Annotated in this window: 17 protein-coding genes; 10 read left to right on the top strand and 7 right to left on the bottom strand. The window is 54.8% G+C overall.

Going from position 1 to position 22,449, the window contains the following annotated elements; genetic code table 11:
* Positions 1–19: 19 nt before the first annotated feature.
* The 3 genes from Q0816_RS10500 (at position 20) to Q0816_RS10490 (ending at position 5,346) form a co-directional block, all read left to right on the top strand.
* Positions 20–826, top strand: coding sequence for a hypothetical protein (locus Q0816_RS10500; RefSeq protein ID WP_298850151.1), 807 nt, complete (start codon positions 20–22; stop codon positions 824–826).
* Complete coding sequence (locus Q0816_RS10495) at positions 823–1,002, top strand: hypothetical protein (protein WP_298850149.1); 180 nt, start codon at positions 823–825, stop codon at positions 1,000–1,002. Before Q0816_RS10500 ends, Q0816_RS10495 begins: the two co-directional genes overlap by 4 nt.
* Positions 1,003–2,427: 1,425 nt before the next feature.
* Positions 2,428–5,346, top strand: a complete 2,919-nt coding sequence (locus Q0816_RS10490) for a M10 family metallopeptidase C-terminal domain-containing protein (protein WP_298850147.1) — start codon at positions 2,428–2,430, stop codon at positions 5,344–5,346.
* A gap of 378 nt (positions 5,347–5,724) precedes the next feature.
* Here the strand turns inward: Q0816_RS10490 and Q0816_RS10485 are convergent, their stop codons facing one another.
* Complete coding sequence (locus Q0816_RS10485; protein ID WP_298850145.1) at positions 5,725–6,033, bottom strand: ATP-binding protein; 309 nt, start codon at positions 6,031–6,033, stop codon at positions 5,725–5,727.
* Positions 6,034–6,305: 272 nt separating this feature from the next.
* On the opposite strand from Q0816_RS10485, the gene Q0816_RS10480 reads away from it, so the two are divergent.
* Together Q0816_RS10480 and Q0816_RS10475 are read left to right on the top strand one after the other, a co-directional pair.
* Entirely contained in the window at positions 6,306–8,003 is a 1,698-nt protein-coding gene (locus Q0816_RS10480) for a type I secretion system permease/ATPase (protein ID WP_298850341.1), read from the top strand.
* Positions 8,003–9,319, top strand: coding sequence for an HlyD family type I secretion periplasmic adaptor subunit (locus tag Q0816_RS10475; RefSeq protein WP_298850143.1), 1,317 nt, complete (start codon positions 8,003–8,005; stop codon positions 9,317–9,319). Before Q0816_RS10480 ends, Q0816_RS10475 begins: the two co-directional genes overlap by 1 nt.
* Before the next feature lie 11 nt (positions 9,320–9,330).
* Here the strand turns inward: Q0816_RS10475 and Q0816_RS10470 are convergent, their stop codons facing one another.
* Genes Q0816_RS10470 through Q0816_RS10460 form a run of 3 tightly spaced genes read right to left on the bottom strand, consistent with a single transcriptional unit; the run spans position 9,331 to position 12,342 of the window.
* On the bottom strand, positions 9,331–10,338 hold the full coding sequence (locus Q0816_RS10470; protein WP_298850142.1) for an ABC transporter substrate-binding protein: 1,008 nt from the start codon (positions 10,336–10,338) through the stop codon (positions 9,331–9,333).
* Positions 10,317–11,684 (bottom strand): sensor histidine kinase, encoded by a 1,368-nt coding sequence (locus tag Q0816_RS10465; protein WP_298850140.1) that lies wholly within the window; start codon positions 11,682–11,684, stop codon positions 10,317–10,319. Before Q0816_RS10465 ends, Q0816_RS10470 begins: the two co-directional genes overlap by 22 nt.
* Positions 11,674–12,342, bottom strand: coding sequence for a response regulator transcription factor (locus Q0816_RS10460; RefSeq protein ID WP_298850138.1), 669 nt, complete (start codon positions 12,340–12,342; stop codon positions 11,674–11,676). The genes Q0816_RS10465 and Q0816_RS10460 overlap by 11 nt, the downstream gene beginning before the upstream one ends.
* Before the next feature lie 108 nt (positions 12,343–12,450).
* On the opposite strand from Q0816_RS10460, the gene Q0816_RS10455 reads away from it, so the two are divergent.
* The 5 genes from Q0816_RS10455 (at position 12,451) to Q0816_RS10435 (ending at position 17,433) form a co-directional block, all read left to right on the top strand.
* Positions 12,451–13,431, top strand: a complete 981-nt coding sequence (locus Q0816_RS10455) for a tripartite tricarboxylate transporter substrate binding protein (RefSeq protein WP_298850135.1) — start codon at positions 12,451–12,453, stop codon at positions 13,429–13,431.
* 65 nt (positions 13,432–13,496) lie between these two features.
* Positions 13,497–13,979, top strand: coding sequence for a tripartite tricarboxylate transporter TctB family protein (locus tag Q0816_RS10450; RefSeq protein WP_298850134.1), 483 nt, complete (start codon positions 13,497–13,499; stop codon positions 13,977–13,979).
* 1 nt (position 13,980) lies between these two features.
* On the top strand, positions 13,981–15,492 hold the full coding sequence (locus Q0816_RS10445) for a tripartite tricarboxylate transporter permease (RefSeq protein ID WP_298850132.1): 1,512 nt from the start codon (positions 13,981–13,983) through the stop codon (positions 15,490–15,492).
* On the top strand, positions 15,485–16,669 hold the full coding sequence (locus Q0816_RS10440; RefSeq protein WP_298850130.1) for a CaiB/BaiF CoA-transferase family protein: 1,185 nt from the start codon (positions 15,485–15,487) through the stop codon (positions 16,667–16,669). The genes Q0816_RS10445 and Q0816_RS10440 overlap by 8 nt, the downstream gene beginning before the upstream one ends.
* A complete protein-coding gene (locus Q0816_RS10435; RefSeq protein ID WP_298850128.1) occupies positions 16,666–17,433 on the top strand; it encodes a citryl-CoA lyase in 768 nt (255 codons plus the stop codon). The genes Q0816_RS10440 and Q0816_RS10435 overlap by 4 nt, the downstream gene beginning before the upstream one ends.
* 7 nt (positions 17,434–17,440) lie before the next feature.
* On the opposite strand, the gene Q0816_RS10430 is transcribed toward Q0816_RS10435, so the two are convergent.
* From Q0816_RS10430 to Q0816_RS10420, 3 genes are all read right to left on the bottom strand, one after another.
* Positions 17,441–18,637, bottom strand: a complete 1,197-nt coding sequence (locus Q0816_RS10430; protein WP_298850126.1) for an acetate/propionate family kinase — start codon at positions 18,635–18,637, stop codon at positions 17,441–17,443.
* Positions 18,634–20,031: a bifunctional enoyl-CoA hydratase/phosphate acetyltransferase gene (locus Q0816_RS10425; RefSeq protein WP_298850339.1), complete on the bottom strand. Its 1,398-nt coding sequence runs from the start codon at positions 20,029–20,031 to the stop codon at positions 18,634–18,636. Before Q0816_RS10425 ends, Q0816_RS10430 begins: the two co-directional genes overlap by 4 nt.
* 173 nt (positions 20,032–20,204) lie before the next feature.
* Positions 20,205–22,382, bottom strand: a complete 2,178-nt coding sequence (locus tag Q0816_RS10420) for a Tex family protein (protein WP_298850124.1) — start codon at positions 22,380–22,382, stop codon at positions 20,205–20,207.
* Between the last annotated feature and the right edge of the window lie 67 nt (positions 22,383–22,449).

Genomic DNA, 22,449 nt, shown 5'->3' with positions numbered 1-22,449 from the left:
AAAATAGAGTGCTTAGTTTATGACATTTGGTGAATTTTTTAGCCTTGTTGCTGCTTTGGGTACTTGTATTGCTGCAATCGCGGCATGGCGTGCAGCCGTTTCCTCACAAAAGATGGTCGAAGAGGCTCAACTTTCGAGGAAACTGGAAACAAAACCTCGAGTTTTTCTGGATAGGAGTTTTCAGCGGCTTAGAATGCTAAGGCCCCCAAAAAGTGAGGTTGAGGCTTTTCCTTCCCTTATTGTGGATTCAGCCGAAACAGGTAGTTCGAACGTCCAACCTACTTTTTTCTTCGTGAATAGCGGGGGTGGACCTGCACTAGAGCCCGATTTCAATTTTGAGTTTCATGACGGTGATGAGGAGATTGTTTTTCCAGAAGGATTTCCGATCCCTGAAGCTATCGAGGATGTGCCGAGAGTCCGGTTAGAGTACATTCCCGCCAAAGAAGATCATCCGGAGTTCAATCTCATCCACTTCATTTCCGCAAAAAATGAAGAGATGACTTTAGAGCATCAATCTACGTGGCACCAATACAGGCACAAATTGCTTGAGGGCGAAACCGTCGAGGTTAAGTTTCCGCGTGACATTTGGGCGCGCATATTTCTTCGGGGAATACAGCGCTGGAATCCACCCGGTGAAGATAAGGGCCCATTGATTAAGCGGCAGACTGCATTGCTGGAAATTACTGCGCGATACCGCACTATCGATGGAGAAACGGTCTCAGACGTGTTCAAGTATGAAATTCGATTTAGAGGCACGCGCGGGTCGCCGATCGATATTGATATAGAACTTACTGAGTTGCCTTTGTACGATAAGGAGCGACCGTGACCGAAGATCAGAAAATCAAGCTTCGCCAAAAAATCAAAGAATGGCGCTCGGTAGCGGAGCCCGTCGGATCTCAGTACGCACTGTGGGATCAGATTTTTGATGCGGAGGCACTACTTGTGGGGCGCGCAACGATTCTGCCTGTGAGTGAGATTTTGGCGCTGGCAGAACGTCCATAATAAGGGCACATTATGGAAATTGGTCTGCCACTGATATTTTTGCTTGTCGCGGTTCTGCTGACCTGTCTGGTTTTCTCGATCGTCGGGGACATGGCCAAGGCGCGGGGTCATAGCCCGTGGCCGTGGTGGATCATATCACTTTGCTGGTCGCCGTTCGGCTGGACAATTAATCAGAGATTATTCCTGAGTTTAAAGGGAAATTCGGACATTGTGCAACCGCGTGAAACGCGGATAAAGCTCCCTCCACCCGCACCACTATAAATTTACCATAATCATTGTTATGAGGCTAATGTTTGTAGCCGGGGCACATTGTCAGAGTACGTACATAATGGGGTTGAATTATCGAGACTCGCTTCCCATTGAATTCAACACCTTAAGAATTCTGCGCTTTTTGAATGTCTCGACGGTTGAAGCGCTTCAAGTCGACGTTAAACAGAAAGCCAATGAGTCTTGAAACTTCTACGGCGCGCTACCCTGAAGCCCAATAAGAGCCGCGCTTCGGGTATGGCTCAAAACTTGCAAAGTTAGAATATCCCACATTGGCAAAGTAGAAATGGCGCACTTCCTTGTCGAGCAGCCCGGATTGCAATGCAGCCTTGGGTTGGTTGTCATGAGCGAAGGCAAACAGAACCGGATTGTAGCTCTGAACCGGGGCAACTAAGGGTCGGATGATAGCGGTTTCCGCCGCCAGTGTTTTGAACCTAAACCTGAGGTAAGTTCGACGTCTGCTGAGGGTTTTTCAGACTGATGGCCCGACGGCGCTCCGATACAAGGCGCGGGAGAGCTTCGGGGATCGGAATGACGACTTGATGATTTTTCAACGCATGATTGGCAAGATGAAAGCCGGCTCGCTGGTCGAACGCAAGAGTCGTTTCGCCACTCTGTTCCGCAACAACGCAACCCGACCCAAATCATGAAAAAGCCGCCGGGCGCGATCAAGCCCCTGCCCCAGAAGTAATGTGAAACGAGGAACGTCAATCTAAGCAGACGCCAAATCCTTGATCGTCGGTCTTGCTCCCCTGCCCGTCAACATCCGTCACTCGACTGCTCCGATTGCGGTGCCGAATCCTCGAAATGACAAGGACTATAGGTTGGGACCATAGCCTGCGGTTGGTTTTTGCGATCTCAGACTTAGCGGCAAGAAAGGCGCAGGCGAGGAAATTCAAAACCAACTGATGTAAAATGAAAAATCAGAAGAACATGATCAATTTGAACTCACGCGTGAGTAAAACATCAACAGGCGTACAGTGGCCCTTGTCTGCGTGTGCAGTTATGAGACAATTCGATCATTGAAAAAAACGGCCACTTGAAACATGGTCGATACTTATGTTTCCAAGAGATTGGCGCACAAAGGCATGTCACAAAAAAAACTATTTAAACGTGCATCTGAGCGCAATCTAGATTTCTGAGGCTTAAGGCTGAGCAATGCTTACTACGACTGCAATCCCCAAACCCCCATCATCTTCTCCACTCAGTGCGATACAAGGTACGTGGGCTTACGGCGACGGAGACCCTTCGACACTGACCGTGATTACTTATCACTTCGAACAGTACTCCGGCACACAAGCGTGGACTGCGGAATACAAGGCAGAATTCCGTGCGGCCTTATCCGCGATAGAGGCGGTAGCAAATGTGAGTTTTGTTGAATCCAGCAGTGCTTCGGCAGACCTGGTCGAAATTATTGCTCCGGGTTCATTTTTTGGTAACCCACAAACGCTTGGTTACCACTACACGCCATCAAGCCTTCCTTCTGAAGGTGCGTTCAATACCGCCTACTGGACAGCGGGTGCTGGTGGAAACGGAGACCCGGGGGGGTTTTTCTTTACGACTCTGGTCCACGAACTGGGTCATGCGCTTGGTTTGGGTCACCCGCACGATACCGGTCTGGGAACAACAATCTTGAGCGGCGTCACGTCGCCGTTTGACTCGTTTGGTACCGGGAGCCTCAATCAGGGTGTCTACACCGTGATGTCGTATAATGATGGCTGGACCTCACAGAACGGAACTCTCGCAGTAGGCGCAACTTATGGTGGCTCAACGGGGCTTGGCGCTTTGGACATCGCTGCGCTGCAAGCAATGTATGGCGCGAATACTACGCAAAACTCTGGCAACAACACCTATACTATTCCGTCCGCAAACGTCGCGGGAACCGGCTATCAGTCTATTTGGGATACAGGTGGAAATGATACGATCCAGCATCTTGGCAGTTCGACTGCATGGATCGACCTCCGAGCGGCAACGTTGGATTACTCCGATACCGGCGGTGGGGTTGTGTCTTATGCTGCCGGAGTACAGGGCGGCTTTACAATTGCGCATGGCGTTGTGATTGAAAACGCGATTGGCGGGACGGGTGAGGATGTGCTTGTTGGGAACACTGCACAGAATGTTCTAAATGGTAACCACGGAAACGATAGAATTTATTCGGTGTCCGACGGTACAAACAACAACACGATTTATGGTGGCTTGGGGAACGATACCATCTATCTGGCGAACGGATCTGGTGCCGACCAGGTATTCGGGGGTCAAGGCAGCGATTGGGCCATTGTGACAAACAATGCAGGTTCGTTTTCCGGAGGAAGCGGCACTGATACGGTCAGATTTGTCAGCGCCATCAGCAACTACCTGTTCTTCAAAAACGGCACTACGTACGAATTTCTCGACGCTGTCACGCGTGTCACTTTCACGATCACTGACGACGTAGAGGCGATTGAATTCCTGAACGGATTACAAGCGTATGATCGTTCGAATATCGAAACCGCCATGCAGCTTTCGGATATCGATACGGTCGGCACGACACTGAAACATGCAAGCCAGGGTATCTACGTGCTGGATGCAGGCAGCTCGAATATTGCGGTAATATTTAATGGTCAGGCTGCCGGTCAAAATACGATCGCAGGCTGGCAGGCTATTCAGGCCGAGGCATCGGGCGGCGGTTATAAAGTGCTGTGGAAAAATGTGGACGGGACGTATGGCGAATGGACCATCGATGCCAATGGTCAGTTCCTCAGCAGTACCAGCATTACCAATGTCGCAGATGTCGAAGTCTTCTATAGCGCCGATGTGAATGGTGACGGGCTAACCGGTCACGGTACAGTTAACATTGAATCCAATGGCGCCACAACGCTCGCGTCCTCAAGCCAAGGTTGGTATTTGATCAACGGCAGCATCGATCTGACACTCAATGGTGTCAAAGCCGGACCCAACAGTTTCCCGGGCTGGCAGGCCATTCATGCCGAGGCATCGGGCGGTGGCTACAGAGTGCTATGGCAACATACAGACGGGACGCTTGGTGAATGGATCACGGATTCCAATGGTGATTTCGTCAGCAGCAGCACGGTCGACAATGTTGTTGCAGCTGAAAGCACCTATAGCGCAGACCTGAACAATGACATGCAAATCGGTGATGTCATAACCAGTATCGAGAGCAATGGCACCGCGACGCTCGGATCGTCAATCCGCGGTGTATATGTAATTGATGGCAACATCGACTTGACGCTCAACAACGCTAATGCCGGGCCTGGCAGCTTTCCAGGCTGGCAGGCCATTCATGCCGAGGCATCAGGCGGGGGCTACCGGGTGCTGTGGCAACATACAGACGGGACGTATGGTGAATGGGTCACGGGTGGCACTGGTCAATTCGTCAGCAGCAGCACGATAAACAACGTCGCCGACGTTGAGATCTTCTATGGCACCGATATTAATGGTGACGGGCTGACAGGTCATGGCACGGTCAACCTTGAATCCAATGGCTCCACGTCGCTCGGGGCGACAACTCAAGGTGAATATCTGATCAACGGCACCGTTGCGCTGACATTCAGCGGCGCCACTGTCGGACCCGACAGTTTCCCTGGCTGGCAGGCCATTCATGCCGAGCCATCAGGCGGGGGCTACCGGGTGCTGTGGCAACATACAGACGGATCTTATGGTGAATGGGTAACCGATTCCACTGGTCAATTCGTTAGTACCAACACTGTCCCCGATGTTGTGGATGTCGAGAGCTTCTATGGCTACGATATCAACGGCAGTGGGACCGTGGGGCACGCACTGCCTAAACTCGGCAGGCTTTCAACGACCGAGCAAAACACGTCACCGGTAGAAGATGTTTTGGGCGTGTCCGATTGGGACGAAACGGTAGATCAGCTGGAGTTTGTTCCTGATCTGGGTGTTCGCGAAGACGCAGATGACATCTACGCACTGCTAAGCTTGCATCAAGCTCGGGACATGTTGCTCCCTGTTTCTGAGGATCTGATGGTTACCGTGTTGGATGTTAACCCGGACACCGAAGAAGACGAGACCAATCCGACAATTGCATCGCTGTTGGAAGAAGACAGCTTTTTGATTTAAAAAGCTGACGCGCTGGAGACGGTCTATTCACTGACGCTGAGATGGCCGTTTCCAGTGCAATTCGCAGAATATTGTGGTGTGCCCGATTGGGCACCCTAGCCTGACTGCTCCGGCTGCACTCCTTGTACGTGACCAACCTCTGGGCCAAACGTCGAGCGGCGGCGTTCAGTCGGCTGATGATCCTAAAGTGGACAAAAGCATGAGTGAGCGCCGCTGCCCGGCCCTTCCGTTGCAACGGATTCCTGAACCCTTTTGGCCTCAAACGGATTGTCGAATCGACCCAACCGGAACTTCAGATTCAGGATACGTCGAACCGAAGTGTCGATCTGTACGATTGAAAGGATGCGCGTGCGCGAAAAAAAGATGCGCCTTGGGGGTCTATCGGATTTCATAGTCCGCAGTAAATTCAATCCGAAACAGAGCGCCGTCTTCGCTCGGTTCAGCTTCAATACGCGCATTAATCTGTTTCAACACTGCGGCGACAATTGCCAACCCCATACCCGTACCTCCGGCATCCCGCTTGGTCGTAAAGAAGGGTACAGCGATCCGGTCTTGATTTCGCTTGGAAATGGCTGTCCCGTTGTCTTTGTTCAGCAAACTGTCAGTTTCGGCAACATATGTGATGTCTATCTGCGTTGCCGCATCTTGGCGGGCATTACGCAGCAAGTGATGCATGCGATCTGACACTGATCAAACACCTAGACAGGAGTGCCAAGGCAAATTTGGTTCGCTAAAAATCAACAGGTCGCCGGAGTGCAAATGATAAAACTGTGTGTCATCCGAAAGGTGGCTAAAAAGCGCTTTCTCCGGCCAGAGGTCTGCGGTTTCTTGCTCAAAAAAACGTGTGCAAACTTGGCAATGGTGAACTAACTTTCTAAATGCAGCGATGCTTCCCCGAATGATGTGGATTGAAAACTGTGAAACCTCAACACCGCGGATCAGCGGCTCCTCGCCATGAATTGCGAAACGTACGCAATCAAGGCATTGCGTTCCTGGCCTTAGCGTTTTTGTTCAGCATCTTCGTCAACTTGCTTATGCTGACAGGTCCTCTGTTCATGCTGCAGGTATATGACCGGGTTCTCGGCTCGCGAGCTGTTGAAACTCTGACCGCTCTGTTTTTGCTTGTGGCAATGCTTTATGCGTTGATGGCAATGCTCGACTATGCGCGGGGACGTATTGTTGCGCGGTTCGGTGCGCGGTTTCAGTCTCAACTGGATGAACGGGTATTTGAAGCGACACTGCGCCGCTCTCTTGTACCCAAGGTGCGATCGGCCCCTGCAACGGCCCTGCGAGATCTGGAATCCATTCGCAACCTGTGCTCGTCACCTGTTTTGCTGGCGGTGATGGACATACCATGGACGCCGGTCTTTTTGGGTGCCATTTTCCTGTTTCACCCGCTACTTGGCTGGTTGGCAGTGACAAGTGGTGCCGTGCTCGTCGTGATAGCACTGCTCAATCAGGCCCTGACCAGCCGAAAGGTTGCCGAAGCGCAATCTGCAGCGGCACGGGCGAACGCCTTTTCCGAGCAAGCGCGGCAAGCCGCTGAAGTTGTGCGCTCGCAGGGTATGCAGGCAGATGTGACGAAACGGTGGCTGAACCAGCGCTCGGATGCTTTGCGCCAGAGCATTTCGGCCAGCGACTGGACTGGAAGCTTTACGTCACTGACCAAATCGCTGCGGTTGTTTCTTCAATCGGCCATGCTCGCACTGGGCGCGTGGTTGGTTCTGCAAAATGAAATGACGCCTGGTGCGATGATCGCAGGCTCGATCCTGTTGGGACGGGCGCTGGCCCCGGTCGAGCAGGCCGTTGGACAATGGGGTTTGATCGAACGTGCGCGAACGGCGTGGGGCTCGCTGAGCCGGTTTCTAGACCAGACGCCGCCAGAAGAGCAGCGGATTCGCTTGCCTATCCCCAAGTCGCAATTGGAAGCCAAGTCTCTGACCGTAATTCCGCCAGGCGTTTCGACACCGACATTGCGGAATGTGAACCTGCAACTTCAACCGGGTAAGGCCCTTGGTGTTATCGGAAAAAGCGGGTCGGGCAAGACAACGTTGGCCAAGGCATTGCTTGGGCTTTGGCGACCAGCGGCCGGTGAGATTCGATTGGGTGGTGCCACTTTGGATCAATACGACTCAAACGATCTGGGCAGCCATATAGGATACTTGCCGCAGCAAGTGACACTGTTCAACGGAACCGTTGCCGAGAATATTGCTCGGATGTCCGAAAATCCGGATTCCGAAGCTGTCGTCGCTGCGGCCAAAAAGGCCAATGCGCATGAACTGATCCTGTCTTTGGAAAAGGGCTATGGCACTTTCCTTGAGGGCAACGATAGCCAGTTGTCAGGCGGTCAAAAGCAACGGATTGCGCTGGCCCGGGCACTGTATGGCGACCCTGTTCTGCTTATTCTGGACGAACCGAATTCAGCGCTGGACGCTGATGGAACCGAGGCATTGAATGCAGCTGTTCGGGGTCTAAAGGAGGCGGGTAAGGGAGCGATCATCATGACCCACCGGCCGCAAGCCATTTCGGAATGCGATGATCTGGCTGTTGTCGAAAAGGGGCAAGTGGTGAAATTCGGCAGCCGAGACGAAGTGTTGAATGCAATGGTGCAGAATGCGGGCGCGATCAAGCGCAAGCTCAGCCCCGTAGGTGAATAATGGCAAAAACGACTTCCAAAAAATCGGCGCCCGCCTGGGGTATTAAAGTCCCCGCGTTTGTCGGATTTGCGGCCCTAGTCCTTTTGGTTGGCGGTTTGGGCTTGTGGGCCGTGAAAACGCGGTTGGCCGGGGCTATCGTATCTTCTGGTGTGATTGAAGTGCAAAGCAACCGGCAGGTGGTGGAACATCCAGATGGCGGTGTGGTCGGTGAGATTTTCGTGCGTGACGGTGACGTGGTCGCGTCTGGTGAATTGCTATTACGGTTGGATGACACGTTCCTTTCTTCCGAACAAACCATCGTAGAAGCGCAGCTTTTTGACTTGCTGGCTCGTCGCGCTCGGCTTGAGGCTGAACGGGATGGAATGACGTCAGAAGAACTGGTTGTGCGTTTGCGCGAGGTTCAACTGGAGAACAACATTGATCCGGATCTTATCGCAGGTCAAAACAACTTGTTTGATGCTCGGCTCGAGACACTGTCAAAGCAAGATGAGCAATTGAGCAAGCAATTGGTTCAGATCAATAGTGAGATTGCAGGCACCGAGGCCCAGTTGGTTTCATTGCGCCGCCAGGTCGAACTTATCGAGGATGAACTGGAAGATCAGCAAAGCCTTTTGAATAGGGGTTTGACACAAACCAGCCGTGTGCTCGCATTGCAGCGGGAGGAGGCCAGTCTGACTGGCGAAATTGGCAGGCTTGAAGCAGCCGTTGCGCGGTTGAAGGGGCAGATCGCGTCAACCGAAATCCAGATTGTCGAGCTTACGGCAACCCGGCGAGAAGAGGCGATCACCACGTTGCGGGATGTGCAGGCACAGGTCTCGGAACTGTCCGAGCGGAGGTTATCCCTTTCAGAGCGTTTGACAAGGTTGGATATCCGTGCACCCGTCAGCGGAACCGTTTACGGAAGCCAGGTCTTCGCCCTGCAGTCTGTCATTCAGCCGGGAGAACCCATGATGTACGTGGTTCCGCAGGATACACCCCTTTTGGTCGCCGCCCGTGTCGAAGCCATTCACGTGGATCAGTTGCATGTCGGTCAACCCGTGACCCTCCGGTTTTCGGCGTTCAATCAGCGTGAGACCCCCGAGCTGGATGGTCAGGTCAACAATGTGTCTGCCGACACATTCACGGACGAGCAGTCCGGTTTTTCCTTCTACCGCGCCGAAGTGGTTTTAAATGACGGTCAAGTAGAGCGCTTGAATGGCCAGGAACTTTTGCCTGGTATGCCGGTGGAGGCATTGATCAAGACTGACGAACGCACGCCTTTGTCTTATCTTGTCAAACCGATGGCAGATTACTTCAATCGCGCGTTTCGAGAATGAAGAGATCGCGGTTATCTCTGGATAACCGCGTTTTCCCATTCGGTCAGAAAGCGGCGGCGTTTCAACCGGTCCAAAAATGTCATGAGAGCTGGGTCCAACCCTATCGTTTCTCGTTCTGTGCGTGTTTCATAAGGGGCCAATGGTGGGAGCGCAAAGGCGTCCTCTGACCGCCCGGATCGGTTCGAAACCAGGTGCCCGAGAAATTCGGCGGCGGCATTCGGGTGGGCGGTTCCGTTTAGTACCATAGCTGTCCGCATCATGGTCGTTTGAAAATCCGACGGCAGAATAATTTCCAATGTATCTTTGCTTCCGGTACGGGCGTCTGCATAGCTGCCCAAGACGTTGTAGGCCACAGCGATTTCCCCGTTGACAAGATCATCAATCATGTCGGCCGAACAGCAGTAGAGGCGTACATCAAGACCACCCATCACTTCCATAAGCCGCCAATAGGTCTCGGATGCGCGGGCATCCTGCGTTGCAAATAGATAACCAAGGCCGGATTTGCGTATGTCGTATGTGCCAACCCGCCCTCGAAAGTCATCCGGTCGCAGACGCAGGATTTCGATCAGTTGCTGTCGGGTCTCTGGAACGAGACCGTTGGCAAAGGCTGCACGGTTCACAACGATTGTCGCCGGTTCGGAAGTAAAGGCAAATAGGCTTTGATGCCATTGCGCCCAGGATGGCAGCGAGATGTCGTCGATGACGCGCCCAAATCCATCATTTGCAAGCTTCAGTTGCAAATCCATCGCGCTGGAAATGACGACATCGAAATCTTCAGGCGCAGCACGGACAATACGGTCGATGTCTGCGGTGCCGGTCACCATGTATTCGACCGAAATGCCGGGATTTTCTCTAATAAACTCGGCAATCAGGGGCTCAAAGAGAAAGGTGTCCGTGCTTGAGATGACACGAATATGCGCCTCTTCTGCTGCGGCATTGAATATCTGCCTGTCTTCCCAGGTTTGCGCGGCAGCCATGACGGGAAGGCTGAAGAAAATTAAAGCGATAACGTAACGCACGCACCACCCCCTTGCCGATTTGCGAGTTCAAGCGTCCCGCCATGTGCCGTTGCGACGTCCTGAACAATAGTCAGGCCCAATCCCGACCCGATGGTACCGCTTGCGTTCTTTCCGCGCTCGAATCGCCGCGTCAGGGTGTCGATTTCGTTCAGGGGGAAACCGGGCCCACGGTCTTTTACACGGATCTGAATATGTGGTTGTGATGTGATCTCAATGCGGACTGAACTGTCAGCGGGGGCATATTTTAGCGCGTTGTCGATCATGTTGCGCACAGCATTCTGAAGGAGAATGGGATCACCCGAATATGAAACCTGTGGATCGCCGCTCAGGTATAAAGACAAGTCCTTCATCTCGGCTATTGGCGTCAGACGCTGCACCAGATCACGGATCAAGGCGTTCAGATCAATGTCTTCCCGCTCCAGGTGGTCGGCCCGGAATGTGATCATCGCGTGATCCAGCAATTGCCCCGCCGCGCGGGAGCTTTCATCAATCGCCCGCACCATCGAGCGCAAAGCCTCGCGATTTTCTTCCTTTTCGACTCTCTGCAAAGTGGCATCAGCGTAAGATCTGACGGTTGCCAGCGGGGTGCGTACCCGATGGGCAGCCTCAGCGATGAAATCCTCTGACTGGCTCAATGACTGATCCAGTCGCCCCATCAATGAGTTCAGCGACGCCACCAACGGGGCCATTTCGCGGGGTACCGGCTTTTTGAATGGGCTAAGATCCTGCGGGCCACGACGAGTGACAGAGGTCGTTAGCCTGTTCAATTGCCCAATGGTGGATGATGTTGCCCAAAAGGACAGAGCTGTGGCCAGGGCGAAGAACCCGATGCCCAAAATCGCCGCGTTCCGCGAAATCTGGTCCAGTGTTTCCGCCAGCGCGTCCTGAGTCTGACCCAATGCGACCTCGATAACGGTTTGCCTGTTCAGGCCCACAAGGGTTCGGCTGGCGCTAACCTGACGGATTGACTCGCCCCGTATCTGACTGGACTGAAAGCTCCACTTGCTGTTGAATTGCCCTTTGATCGGCGGCAGGTCTTCATATCCGGACAGAAATTCCCCATCTTGAAAGATCGCGTAGAAAACCCGATCATCGGACGGAGTGCTCAGCATAGCAAAGGCGCCATAAGGAATATCGACCTCCAACTCACCTTCGCGCAGAGCTGCCGCATCCAGAATCGATGTTACGGATGCCCCAAGAATATTGTCCTGCCCCTGTTGCGCGACCTGAGCGGCATAGTTTCGAACCGCGATGAACAAAAGGAACGCAAGGATCGCCGCACCCCCGATCAACGTCAGAACCAGCCTGTTCCGGAGCGAACCTGACACATAGGGATCAGGAGGCATGATCCAGCCTGTATCCAAGGCCGCGAAGCGTAGTGATTTTCAGATCCGAAGGCTCAAGATGTTTGCGAAGACGGCCAACATAGACCTCGATAGCGTTGTCCGAGACATCGTCGTCATATGCAAAAAGCCGGTCCGTGAGTTTTTGTTTTGAAAACACCTGACCGGGAGCGTTGATGAACAATTCCAGAAGGCGCAGTTCCCGGTTGCGCAACGAAACGGTTTCATCCCCTACAGTCAGATGACCCGCCAAAGGATCAAAGACAATGCCCCCCACCTCGATCGTTGTCTTGGCGTTTCCGGATTTGCGACGCAGAACAGCGCGGCACCGGGCTTCGAGTTCGGCGTGATCGAAAGGTTTGGTGACGTAGTCATCGGCCCCCAGATCGAGTGATCCGATTCGATCTGAAACCTGACTGCGGGCCGTCAAAACGATCACGGGTGTGTCCAGATGGCTTGCGCGATGCCGTTTCAGAAAGTCGCGACCGTCCCCATCCGGCAGCATGATGTCCAGCAGGATCAAATCGTATTCCTGTGTTGCGACAAAGGCAGTTGCGTCGTCCAGTTTTGATGCATGATCAATTACATGTCCGTCTAACCTCATGCGTGAGCAGACGGCGTTGGCCAGATCAATATTGTCTTCCACTAGCAGGAATTTCATGGGGTTTCCGCAGTATTTTCGCGCGTGACAGGTTGATGTCAGGTTGATGTGATTTTGTTCCACCCAATCTGAGCCGCCATGCGGCCGGTTGTCAAACGGGAGGACATCATGACGACATTTACACTGGGCCGTCGGGCCCTGATCGCAGCTGTGGCTGCATTTGGTCTGGCAGGACCATCTCTGGCTGAAGATCAGGTTTTGGACAGCATCCACTTTCTGATTCCCGGCGGCGCCGGCGGTGGCTGGGACGGCACTGCCCGCGGCACTGGCGAAGCGCTGACAAACGCAGGCCTTGTGGGCACTGCTTCCTATGAAAACATGTCGGGTGGCGGTGGCGGTAAAGCCATCGGGTTCCTGATCGAAAACGCGGACAGCAACCACGGAACGCTGATGGTGAACTCCACGCCAATCGTTATCCGTTCGTTGACAGGTGTGTTCCCGCACAATTTCCGCGATCTGACATTGGTGTCGGGCACTATCGGAGATTATGCGGCCATCGTTGTAGGCAAGGACAGTCCGATCAATTCGATGGATGATCTGCTTGCTGCGTTTGATGCCGACCCGGGCAGCACAGCAATTGGCGGCGGCTCTGTTCCGGGCGGCATGGATCATCTGGTCGCTGCGATGGTGATGGAAGCGGCTGGCAAAGACGCTCTTGGGGTAAAATACATCCCGTATGACGCTGGCGGTAAGGCCATGGCAGCGCTGCTATCGGGTGAAATCGCAGCTTTGTCTACCGGTTTCTCGGAAGCTGTGGATCTGTCGAATGCGGGTGAAGTCAAGATCATTGGCGTTACCTCGGACGAGCGCGTTGACGCTGCCCCTGATGCGAAAACCATGAAAGAACAGGGCATTGATACGACCTTCGTGAACTGGCGCGGCTTTTTCGGAGCCCCAGGCCTGCCTGAAGACAAAATTGTTGCCTATCAGGACGCGATTGCCAAGATGTACGATACCCCGGAATGGGAAGAGGTTCGTGCGCGTAACGGTTGGGTCAACATCCACAACTCGGGCGCTGACTTCCAGTCGTTCCTGGAGCAGCAAGAACAGCAGATCGGCGATCTGATGAAAAAGCTGGGCTTCCTCTAAAGCCAGTTCTGGCAGAGCGGATCGCCGCTCTGCCATCCCCAATGACAAAAAAAGGAGAGGGCCTCATGGCGCTGGATCGCTGGATCGCGCTCGTTCTTCTGGGTGTTTGTTTAACATATGGCTACGCTGCGTGGTTCACGATGGATAGCGGCCTTCCCCCCTTCATGCAGCGAAACCCTATCTGGCCAAGCACATTCCCAAAAGTGCTGTCTGTTTTGGGTATCATCACCACTACGATCATTTTGCTGGGTTTCGAAAAAGCGGAACCCAAAGAAGCCGACATCGATTACCGACGCTTGGGTGAATACCATCTGAGTCAGGCGCTGATGCTCTTGGGCCTTATGGTTGTCTACGCGCTCTGCCTGCGTCCCGTTGGTTTTCTGATCTCGACCTCGGCCTTCCTGATCCTCGGAGCTTTCATTCTGGGTGAACGCAAATGGCACATCATGCTGCCTGTCGCACTGATCGCCGCCGGCTCGGTCTGGTATCTGGTTCAGGAAGTTCTTGGCATCTACATGCGCCCCTTGCCGGGCATTTTCGGAGGCTGACATGCTTGAAGGACTTCTGATCGGCCTGCAAACGGCATTCTCCATACAAAACCTTCTGATGGTAATCGCAGGTTGCCTGATCGGCACATTCATTGGAATGCTGCCGGGTCTTGGACCGATGTCGATCATCGCCATCATGATCCCGGTCGCGATTTCCATGGGGGATCCTTCAGCAGCGCTGATCCTGCTGGCCGGTGTATATTACGGAGCCATATTTGGCGGCTCTACCTCTTCCATCCTGCTGAATGCGCCGGGGGTCGCGGGTACTGTCGCCTCCAGCTTTGACGGATACCCAATGGCCCGCCAGGGCAAAGCAGGAAAAGCGTTGACCATTGCTGCAATCGCAAGTTTTGCAGGCGGTACAATTGGTGCCATTTTGCTGATGGTCTTCGCCCCTGCCCTGTCCTCTGTCGCTCTGTTGTTCCACTCGGCTGAATACTTCGCGCTTATGGTCGTGGGCCTGTCGGCCATCGCCGCCTTTGCAGGAACAGGACAAGTTGCCAAAGCGGTCATTATGACGCTTCTCGGGCTGATCATGGCAACCGTGGGCGAAGGCGCATTGTTCAACTTGCCGAGATTCACCATGGGTATCATGGACCTGCAGTCCGGATTTGGGTTCATCACCTTGGCAATGGCCATGTTCGCCTTGCCAGAAGCGCTGTTTCTGGTGCTCAAACCAAAAGACCTTCAAGGAGATGATGGCGAGATCAAAGACCTGCGGATATCTGGCAGTGAAGCCAAGGCTATCGCACCTGTGATTGGTCGCCAATCGATACAAGGGTTCTTCATCGGCGTCCTGCCCGGTGCAGGCGCTACGATTGCAAGTTTCCTCGGCTATGCGGTCGAACGCAACATCGCCCCGAAAGACGAACAGGAAGAATTCGGCAAAGGCTCAATCAAGGGTCTTGCGGCTCCTGAATCGGCAAACAATGCGGCTTGCACCGGGTCTTTCGTGCCGCTGCTGACGCTGGGTATCCCGGGGTCTGGCACTACCGCGATCCTTCTTGGCGCTCTGATCGCATTGAACGTAACGCCGGGCCCGCGCCTGATGCTGGACGAGCCGCAAATCTTCTGGGCAGTTATCATGTCGATGTTCATCGGCAACCTCGTGCTGCTGATCCTTAACCTGCCCTTGATCCCGTATATCGCCAAAGTGCTGTCTGTTCCGCGTAATTACCTGATCCCCTTCATTTTGTTCTTCACCCTGATGGGGGCCTATATCGGCCAGAACAATGCAACTGAACTGTTGATACTTGTTGGCTTCGGTGTCTGCGCGACGGCCTTGAAGTTTGCCGATTATCCGCTGGCACCGCTTCTGATCGGATTCATCCTGGGCGGCATGATGGAAGATAACTTCGCCCGGTCGATGCAGCTTTATGACGGCATCGCGTTCATCTGGGAACGTCCGATGACGCTGGGTCTGTTGGCTATCGCGGTGCTGCTTGTGCTGCTGCCCAGCTATCGTGCGGGCCGCGCTCGGGCACGGGCTGCAGGGGTTGCAGAAGGTGACTGAACCTCTGGCAGGAATACGGGTCCTCGATCTGACAAATGTCCTCGCGGGTCCGTATTGCTGCTACCAACTGGCCCTGATGGGGGCCGAAGTGATCAAGGTCGAACGCCCCGGTGGCGGCGACCTTGCCCGCGTTTTGGGCGCTGACCCGGTCCGAAACACAGCGGGCATGGGGATCAGTTTTCTGGCGCAAAATGCCGAGAAGAAATCTGTCACGTTAGACATGAAGTCCGACAAGGGCAAAGCGTTGCTGAAACACCTTGTCCAAACGGCTGATGTTTTGGTCGAGAACTTCCGGCCTGGTGTCATGGATCGTTTGGGTCTTGGCTACGACGTTCTGCGGGACGTCAATCCCAACCTGATCTACTGCGCCGTCAGCGGGTTCGGTCAAGATGGTCCCCGTCGAGGCGATCCTGCTTATGATCAAATCGTTCAGGGTATTAGTGGCGTGATGTCGATTACCGGAGACCCCGACACTGCGCCCTATCGCGTGGGCTATCCTTTGGCGGACACAGTCGGAGGGATGACCGCCGCCTTTGCAGTCGCTGCAGCATTGAACGCCAACCCACGTGGAACGTATCTGGATGTTGCAATGTCCGAAGCCGTGATCTCGACAATGGGGTGGGTTGTGTCGAACTATCTGGTGGGTGACGTCATGCCGGGGGCGCATGGAAACGAAAATATCACCTCTGCCCCCTCAGGTACATTTGCAACGCTTGATGGCCCGATCAATATTGCGGCCAACCGAGACGAGCAATGGCAGACTCTTGCCCGTCATCTGGGGCGGCCTGAACTGTTGAACAATCCCGGTTATGCAACGCGGGAAGACCGTAAACGAAACCGCCACGCCCTTCGCGAGGAGCTTGAGCAAACACTGCAAACCAAATCAGCGGCAGACTGGGTTAGGGAACTCAATGCCATTGGTGTCCCTACCGGGCAGGTTCTTTCCGTGCCCGAAGCGCTTGCTGACGAACAGCTCTCAGGTCGCGGCCTGATTGGATCTTTAAAGGTTCAGGGCGAAGACATGAAGCTTGCAGGCAGTCCCGTTGTGATGGATGGCGTGCGGCGAATGCCACATACTGCCCCACCAAAGCTCGGGGCCGATAACACAGCTATCTGGTCTGAAATCGGATTGTCCGGCGCCGAGATTGACGCGTTGAGCAAGGAAGGCGTCATATGAGCGATGTGTCCAATTGGTGGACAACATCCATCATCGATATGGAACCTGGTCGGATCGACCTGCGAGGTGAACCGATCCAGAATCTGATCGGACATCTCAGCTTTGCGGAAATGATTTGGTTCATGGTGCGCGGTGATCACCCATCTGAGGCGCAGGCACGTCTGTTCGAGGCGGCCTTGGTCGCAGCCGTTGATCACGGGCCTCAAGCGCCGTCAATCGCAACTGCGCGTATGGCCGTGACCTGTGGCCTGCCCCTCAACAACGCGATGGCGAGCGCTGTGAATATGCTGGGGAACATTCATGGTGGGGCTGGTGAGCAGGCCGTCACCCTATACCACTTCGTAACGGAACATCCTGGCCGGTTGGAACAGGCGCTGGATGACTGGATCGATAGCGAAGGAAAGATATTGCCGGGTTTTGGTCATCGATTCCACACCCCTATAGATCCCCGTGCCCCGCGCCTGATGGCGCTGGTCACCGAAGCTGTGAAAGACGGAGCTTGTGGTGGTCGTTTCGCGCGGACCGGGCAAGCCATAGAAGCAGAGTTGGCGAGGCGCAAAGGGAAGCCCGTGCCGATGAATATAGATGGTGCCACGGCAGTTATCTATGCCGAGCTCGGCTTTGCGCCTCCACTGGCACGCGGCCTCTTCTGCCTGTCCCGATCTGTAGGAATTCTCGCCCATGCGTGGGAACAGATGCAGCAAGGCGGTCGGAACAAAGGACCGACCCCGCCTGTCTATCGCTGGACCTACAAGGCGACCTGAGCACTCTCTATGCGGTTTTTTGGTGCGGGCGTTCGGCCAACAGATCAGCTGCTGCACGGGCAATGACCAGCTCTTCATTTGTTGGAATCGCCATGGTTACCACGCGGGACAGATCGGTTGAGATGATCAGGTCGTTATCTGCATTTGCATCCGGATTCAGCTCGATACCCAACCATCCCATCCCGGAACACACCCGTTCACGCACAAGGCGCGAGTTTTCTCCGATCCCGCCGGTGAACACCAAAGCATCGATTCCGCCGAGAATGGCCGCCATCGCACCAAGTTCACGACGAATACGGAAGGTGAAATAGCTGATGGCCTGACGGCTTTCGCGCGTATCCGCCTTTTCCAGGGTGCGCATATCGCTCGATAGCCCCGAAAGGCCCAACAACCCTGACTTCCGGAACAGAAGGTCCGAGATTTCGTCCGCGCTCAGCCCTTCCTGATCCATCAGATATAACACAACGCCCGGATCCAACTGGCCGCAACGCGAACCCATCGGCAATCCGTCCAGGGCCGAGAACCCCATTGTTGAGCCCACGGATCGCCCCCCTATCATTGCGCACATCGACGCGCCGTTGCCCAGATGGGCCACTACCACTCGCCCTTCGTGCAGCAGCGGCGCTGTTTTTGCCATATGATCCGAGATGTATTCATAACTGAGCCCGTGAAAGCCATAGCGCCGAACGCCTTTGTCGTAATACTCGCGCGGCAAGGCGAATACATCATTTTCCCAAGGGTGATTGCGGTGAAAGGCTGTATCGAAACAGGCGATTTGAACGGCGTTTGGAAAGCGCTTCATCGCGGCCTTTGCCCCTGCCAGATTGTGCGGCTGATGTAACGGGGCGAACGGCGACAGCTTATCCAGCGCTTCAATGGAAGCCTGTGTCAATGGCAGCGGCGCGTCGATCTCAGGCCCACCGTGAACAACACGGTGTCCTACCGCAGTCACGTCGCTATTTGGGAAGGAGCGAGCCAGCAGGTTCAAAACCCAGTCCAGGGCTTCAGCGTGATCATGTATTTCGCCCGCAGAGCCGCTTGCAAGGACACTGCCATCGGAAGACTTCGCTTTAACAAGCGGTTCCTGTTCTCCAATCCGCTCGACCGCCCCGGTGCAAACCATGATAGGATCGTCTTCGGTCAGCTTAAACAGACCAAATTTCATCGAAGACGATCCGGCGTTCAGTGTCACGACATGCGTCATGTGGGCTCTCCGGTGTGCGATTGAGTGAAGGCATCGTGCAGAGCCGCCACGGCGCAGGACGCCAGTCGGGCCTTATCGTCATCTGCTCGGCTGGTCAGAATGATGGGTGCTTTGGCCCCCATGACCACACCAGCCCCTTCTGCATTCGCGATATAGGTCAGTTGCTTGGCCATCATGTTCCCGGCATCCAGATTGGGCACCACCAGAATATCCGTTTTGCCTGCGACATCCGAAACAATCCCCTTGGACCGGGCAGCAGCAAGGCTGACCGCATTGTCCATGGCAAGAGGGCCGTCGACCAGCCCGCCGGTAATCTGGCCGCGTTCTGCCATTTTCGACAGCAGTGCCGCATCAACCGAAGATCGGATGGCCGGATTGACTGTTTCGATGGCAGAAAGGATGCCAGCCCTGGGGTTATCGATCCCCAGCGAACGGGCCAGATTGATTGCGTTTTGGACAATATCAATCTTTGTTTCCAGATCCGGTTCGATGTTGATCGCCGCGTCTGTCACCAAAAGCGGTCTGGGTTGTCCGGGGATGTCCATGACAAAGACGTGGGTAAAGCGCCGACCGGCGCGCAGGCCATTTTCTCGCCTCAACGCGGCCTTTAGCAGCTCGTCCGTGCGCAATTGCCCTTTCATGAGCGCTTTCACTCTACCTTCTGCAACGAGGTCGACCGCTGTGTTGGCCGCACTGAAGTGATCGTTCTGCGGCACAATTTCAAACCCATCCAGCGAGGTGCCGAGTTCAGCGGCAGCATTCGCGATTTTGTCAGGGTCACCGATCAGAATGGGGGTAATGATTGTTTCATGTGCGGCCAACAGGGCTCCACCCAAGGAATTAGGCTCTTCCGGGGCCACAACAGCAGTAGGCATAGGCGGCAGTGGGCGCACCTTTTCCAGCATGGCATCAAAGTGACGATGACGTTTGACCACAAGCCCAGGCACCTCCAACTCAGCAAATACCATCTCTTTATCCGGCGCGACCACAACAGCCTGTCCGCTAACAATTACAGCACCATCTAATGGGCGCGTAACGACCGTATCAAAGACGACTTCGCGGTTCGGCCGCTTCTCGGAAACGGTGACTTTGGACACCAGCTCGTCACCCGCATGTGCCCTTTCAACAAAGTCAAAGCGCTGCGATTTATAGAGCGTCCCTGCCCCCGGTAGAACGTTGCCTAAAACGGCCGAGATCAGAGCCCCCACAAACATGGCAGGTGCGACCGCTTCGTTGACGTGGTCGCCGTCGCCATCCTCGCTGGCCAGATGGAGCGGATTGTGGTTGCCCGAATTGTTGGCGAACACATAAAAATCGTCGACCGAGCAGATGCGGACCAACTCAGCCGTATCGCCAACCTGAAGCTTGTCATAGGGCTTGTTGTGGAAGTGCATTATGTTTCGTTTCCGCTCAGGTGTGTAGGTCGGGTGCTGCGTACTCACTTGCTGATATCCAGTTCAACACATAATGAAAACAACGCAAAAGGGTCGCCCGAGTTGATCGACACGTTAATTCCGATATGCATGGCCTTCATGTCGTTGCGCCCGGAAAGGGAGCACTTTGCGGATCAGGCGCGCCCCTTCCCGCCGCCGCCCTGTTTGCGCATCGAAAGACCGATTCGTTTTCTCGGCACATCCACCTCTACAACGCGGACTTTTACAACTTGCCCAGCTTTAACGACCTCATGTGGATCTTTGACAAAGCGGTCGGCCAGCTGGCTGACATGAACCAGCCCATCCTGATGAACGCCTACATCCACAAATGCCCCAAATGCGGCCACGTTTGTCACAGTGCCTTCCAGAATCATCCCGGGCTTCAAATCGGTGATCTCTTCGACGCCATCGGCAAACGAAGCCGTGACAAAGCTGGGCCGGGGGTCTCGTCCGGGTTTTTCAAGCTCGGCAAAGATATCCCGAATCGTAGGCAGACCAAAGTCTTGGGTTACGAATTGCTGTGCCTGCAATCCTTTCAAAGCCCCTTCATGGCCCATGATGCGTCGGATATCGCGCCCACAGGCAGATATGACACCTCGGGCAACGTCATATGCTTCGGGGTGCACCGACGAAGCATCCAGCGGTTCCACCCCATCACGAATGCGCAGAAAGCCGGCGCACTGTTCAAACGCACGCGGACCCAGCCGAGCGACAGATAGTAAGTCTTTGCGCGATCGGAACGGCCCGTTCAGATCGCGGTGTGTGACTATGGCTTCGGCCTGTGCCGGGCCCAGACCGGAAACACGCGACAGCAACGGAGCTGATGCAGTGTTCAGATCGACACCGACCGCGTTCACCACATCCTCAATCGCAGAATCCAGTGATTGTGACAGGCGGTGCTGGTCCACGTCATGCTGGTATTGACCAACACCAATGGATTTCGGTTCGATTTTGACCAGTTCCGCCAAAGGGTCCTGCAATCGCCGCGCAATGGAAACCGCGCCGCGCAACGAAACATCCAGGTCGGGAAACTCACGTGCGGCCAGTTCAGAGGCTGAATAGACCGAGGCGCCGGCCTCGGACACCACCACCTTGGTTGGCGCTTTCACTGTCTTTGGCAGCAGGGCCAGCGTGTCTGCGACCAACCGTTCGGTTTCACGGCTTGCTGTCCCATTCCCGATGGCGATCAGTTCTATCTGGTGGGTCGAGATCAGATTGAGGATGGTCGCCTGTGCGCCGCGCACGTTGTTCTTTGGTTGAAACGGATAGAGCGTGTCGGTGGCGACAACCTTACCGGTAGCATCAACCACTGCCGCCTTCACACCGGTGCGGATACCCGGATCGAGACCCAGAGTGGCCTTGGCTCCTGCTGGAGCAGCAAAGAGCAAATCCTTGAGGTTGCGCGAAAAAACCTGAATGGCCTCGTCCTGTGCGCGACTGCGCAGGTCGGCCATCAGCTCAACCATCATGGACAGCGACAGTTTAACCCGCCACGTCCAGCCTGCGGCTTTGCGCAACCAGGCATCACCCGGTCCTTGACCACGTGTCTGCAAATGTGCGGCGACAATCGTCTCAGCCCGCGCAGCGCCGAATTCCGGCTCCGGTGCGATGTCCAGCGTAGCAATACCTTCTTTCGAAGCGCGTAGCATCGCCAGCGCCCGATGGGATGGCACATCCGCCCAAAGCTCGGAATGGTCGAAGTAATCGCTAAATTTTGCGCCTTCCTTTTCTTTCCCTTCGATGACCTTGGCGCTGAACATCGCCTCGCGCTGCATGAACGCGCGCAGCTCACCCAGCAGTGTTGCGTTTTCCGTCAATCGTTCAGTCAGGATGTCCCGCGCGCCGTTTAATGCATCCCGATGCGTGGGAACAGCTTCGGTCAGATAGGCCTCGGCCAGTGTTTCTGGCTCAGCATTGCGATCGGCCAGTATGGCGTCGGCCAAGGGTTCCAGCCCGTTTTCGCGCGCAATCATCGCCTTTGTGCGCCGCTTGGGCTTGTAAGGCAGATAGATATCTTCCAGCTGTGCCTTGGTTTCCGCCTTGGCTATCGATATGCCCAAATCTTCGGTCAGTTTTCCCTGATCCCTGATCGAGTTCAGGATTGTTTCGCGCCGTGCCTCAAGTTCGCGTAGATAGGTCAGACGCTCGGACAGACGGCGCAATTGGGTATCATCCAGACCACCGGTCGCTTCTTTCCGGTAGCGGGCGACAAAGGGCACTGTTGCACCGTCGTCCAACAGCTTGATCGCTGCATCAACCTGATTGGAACGTGCGTTGATTTCGGTGGCGATAGTGCGAGCAATACGGTCCAATGGGGCCTCCTGAAACGACGGTGGAAGGACTTCTTAACCACCCGCTCCGGCAAGGGAAAGGCCCTTG

The organism is uncultured Ruegeria sp. (assembly GCF_947497005.1).
In the GTDB taxonomy this organism is placed as follows: Bacteria; Pseudomonadota; Alphaproteobacteria; order Rhodobacterales; family Rhodobacteraceae; genus Ruegeria.
Note: the sequence above shows the minus strand (reverse complement) of the source record. Positions and strands in the feature narration are given on the sequence as shown.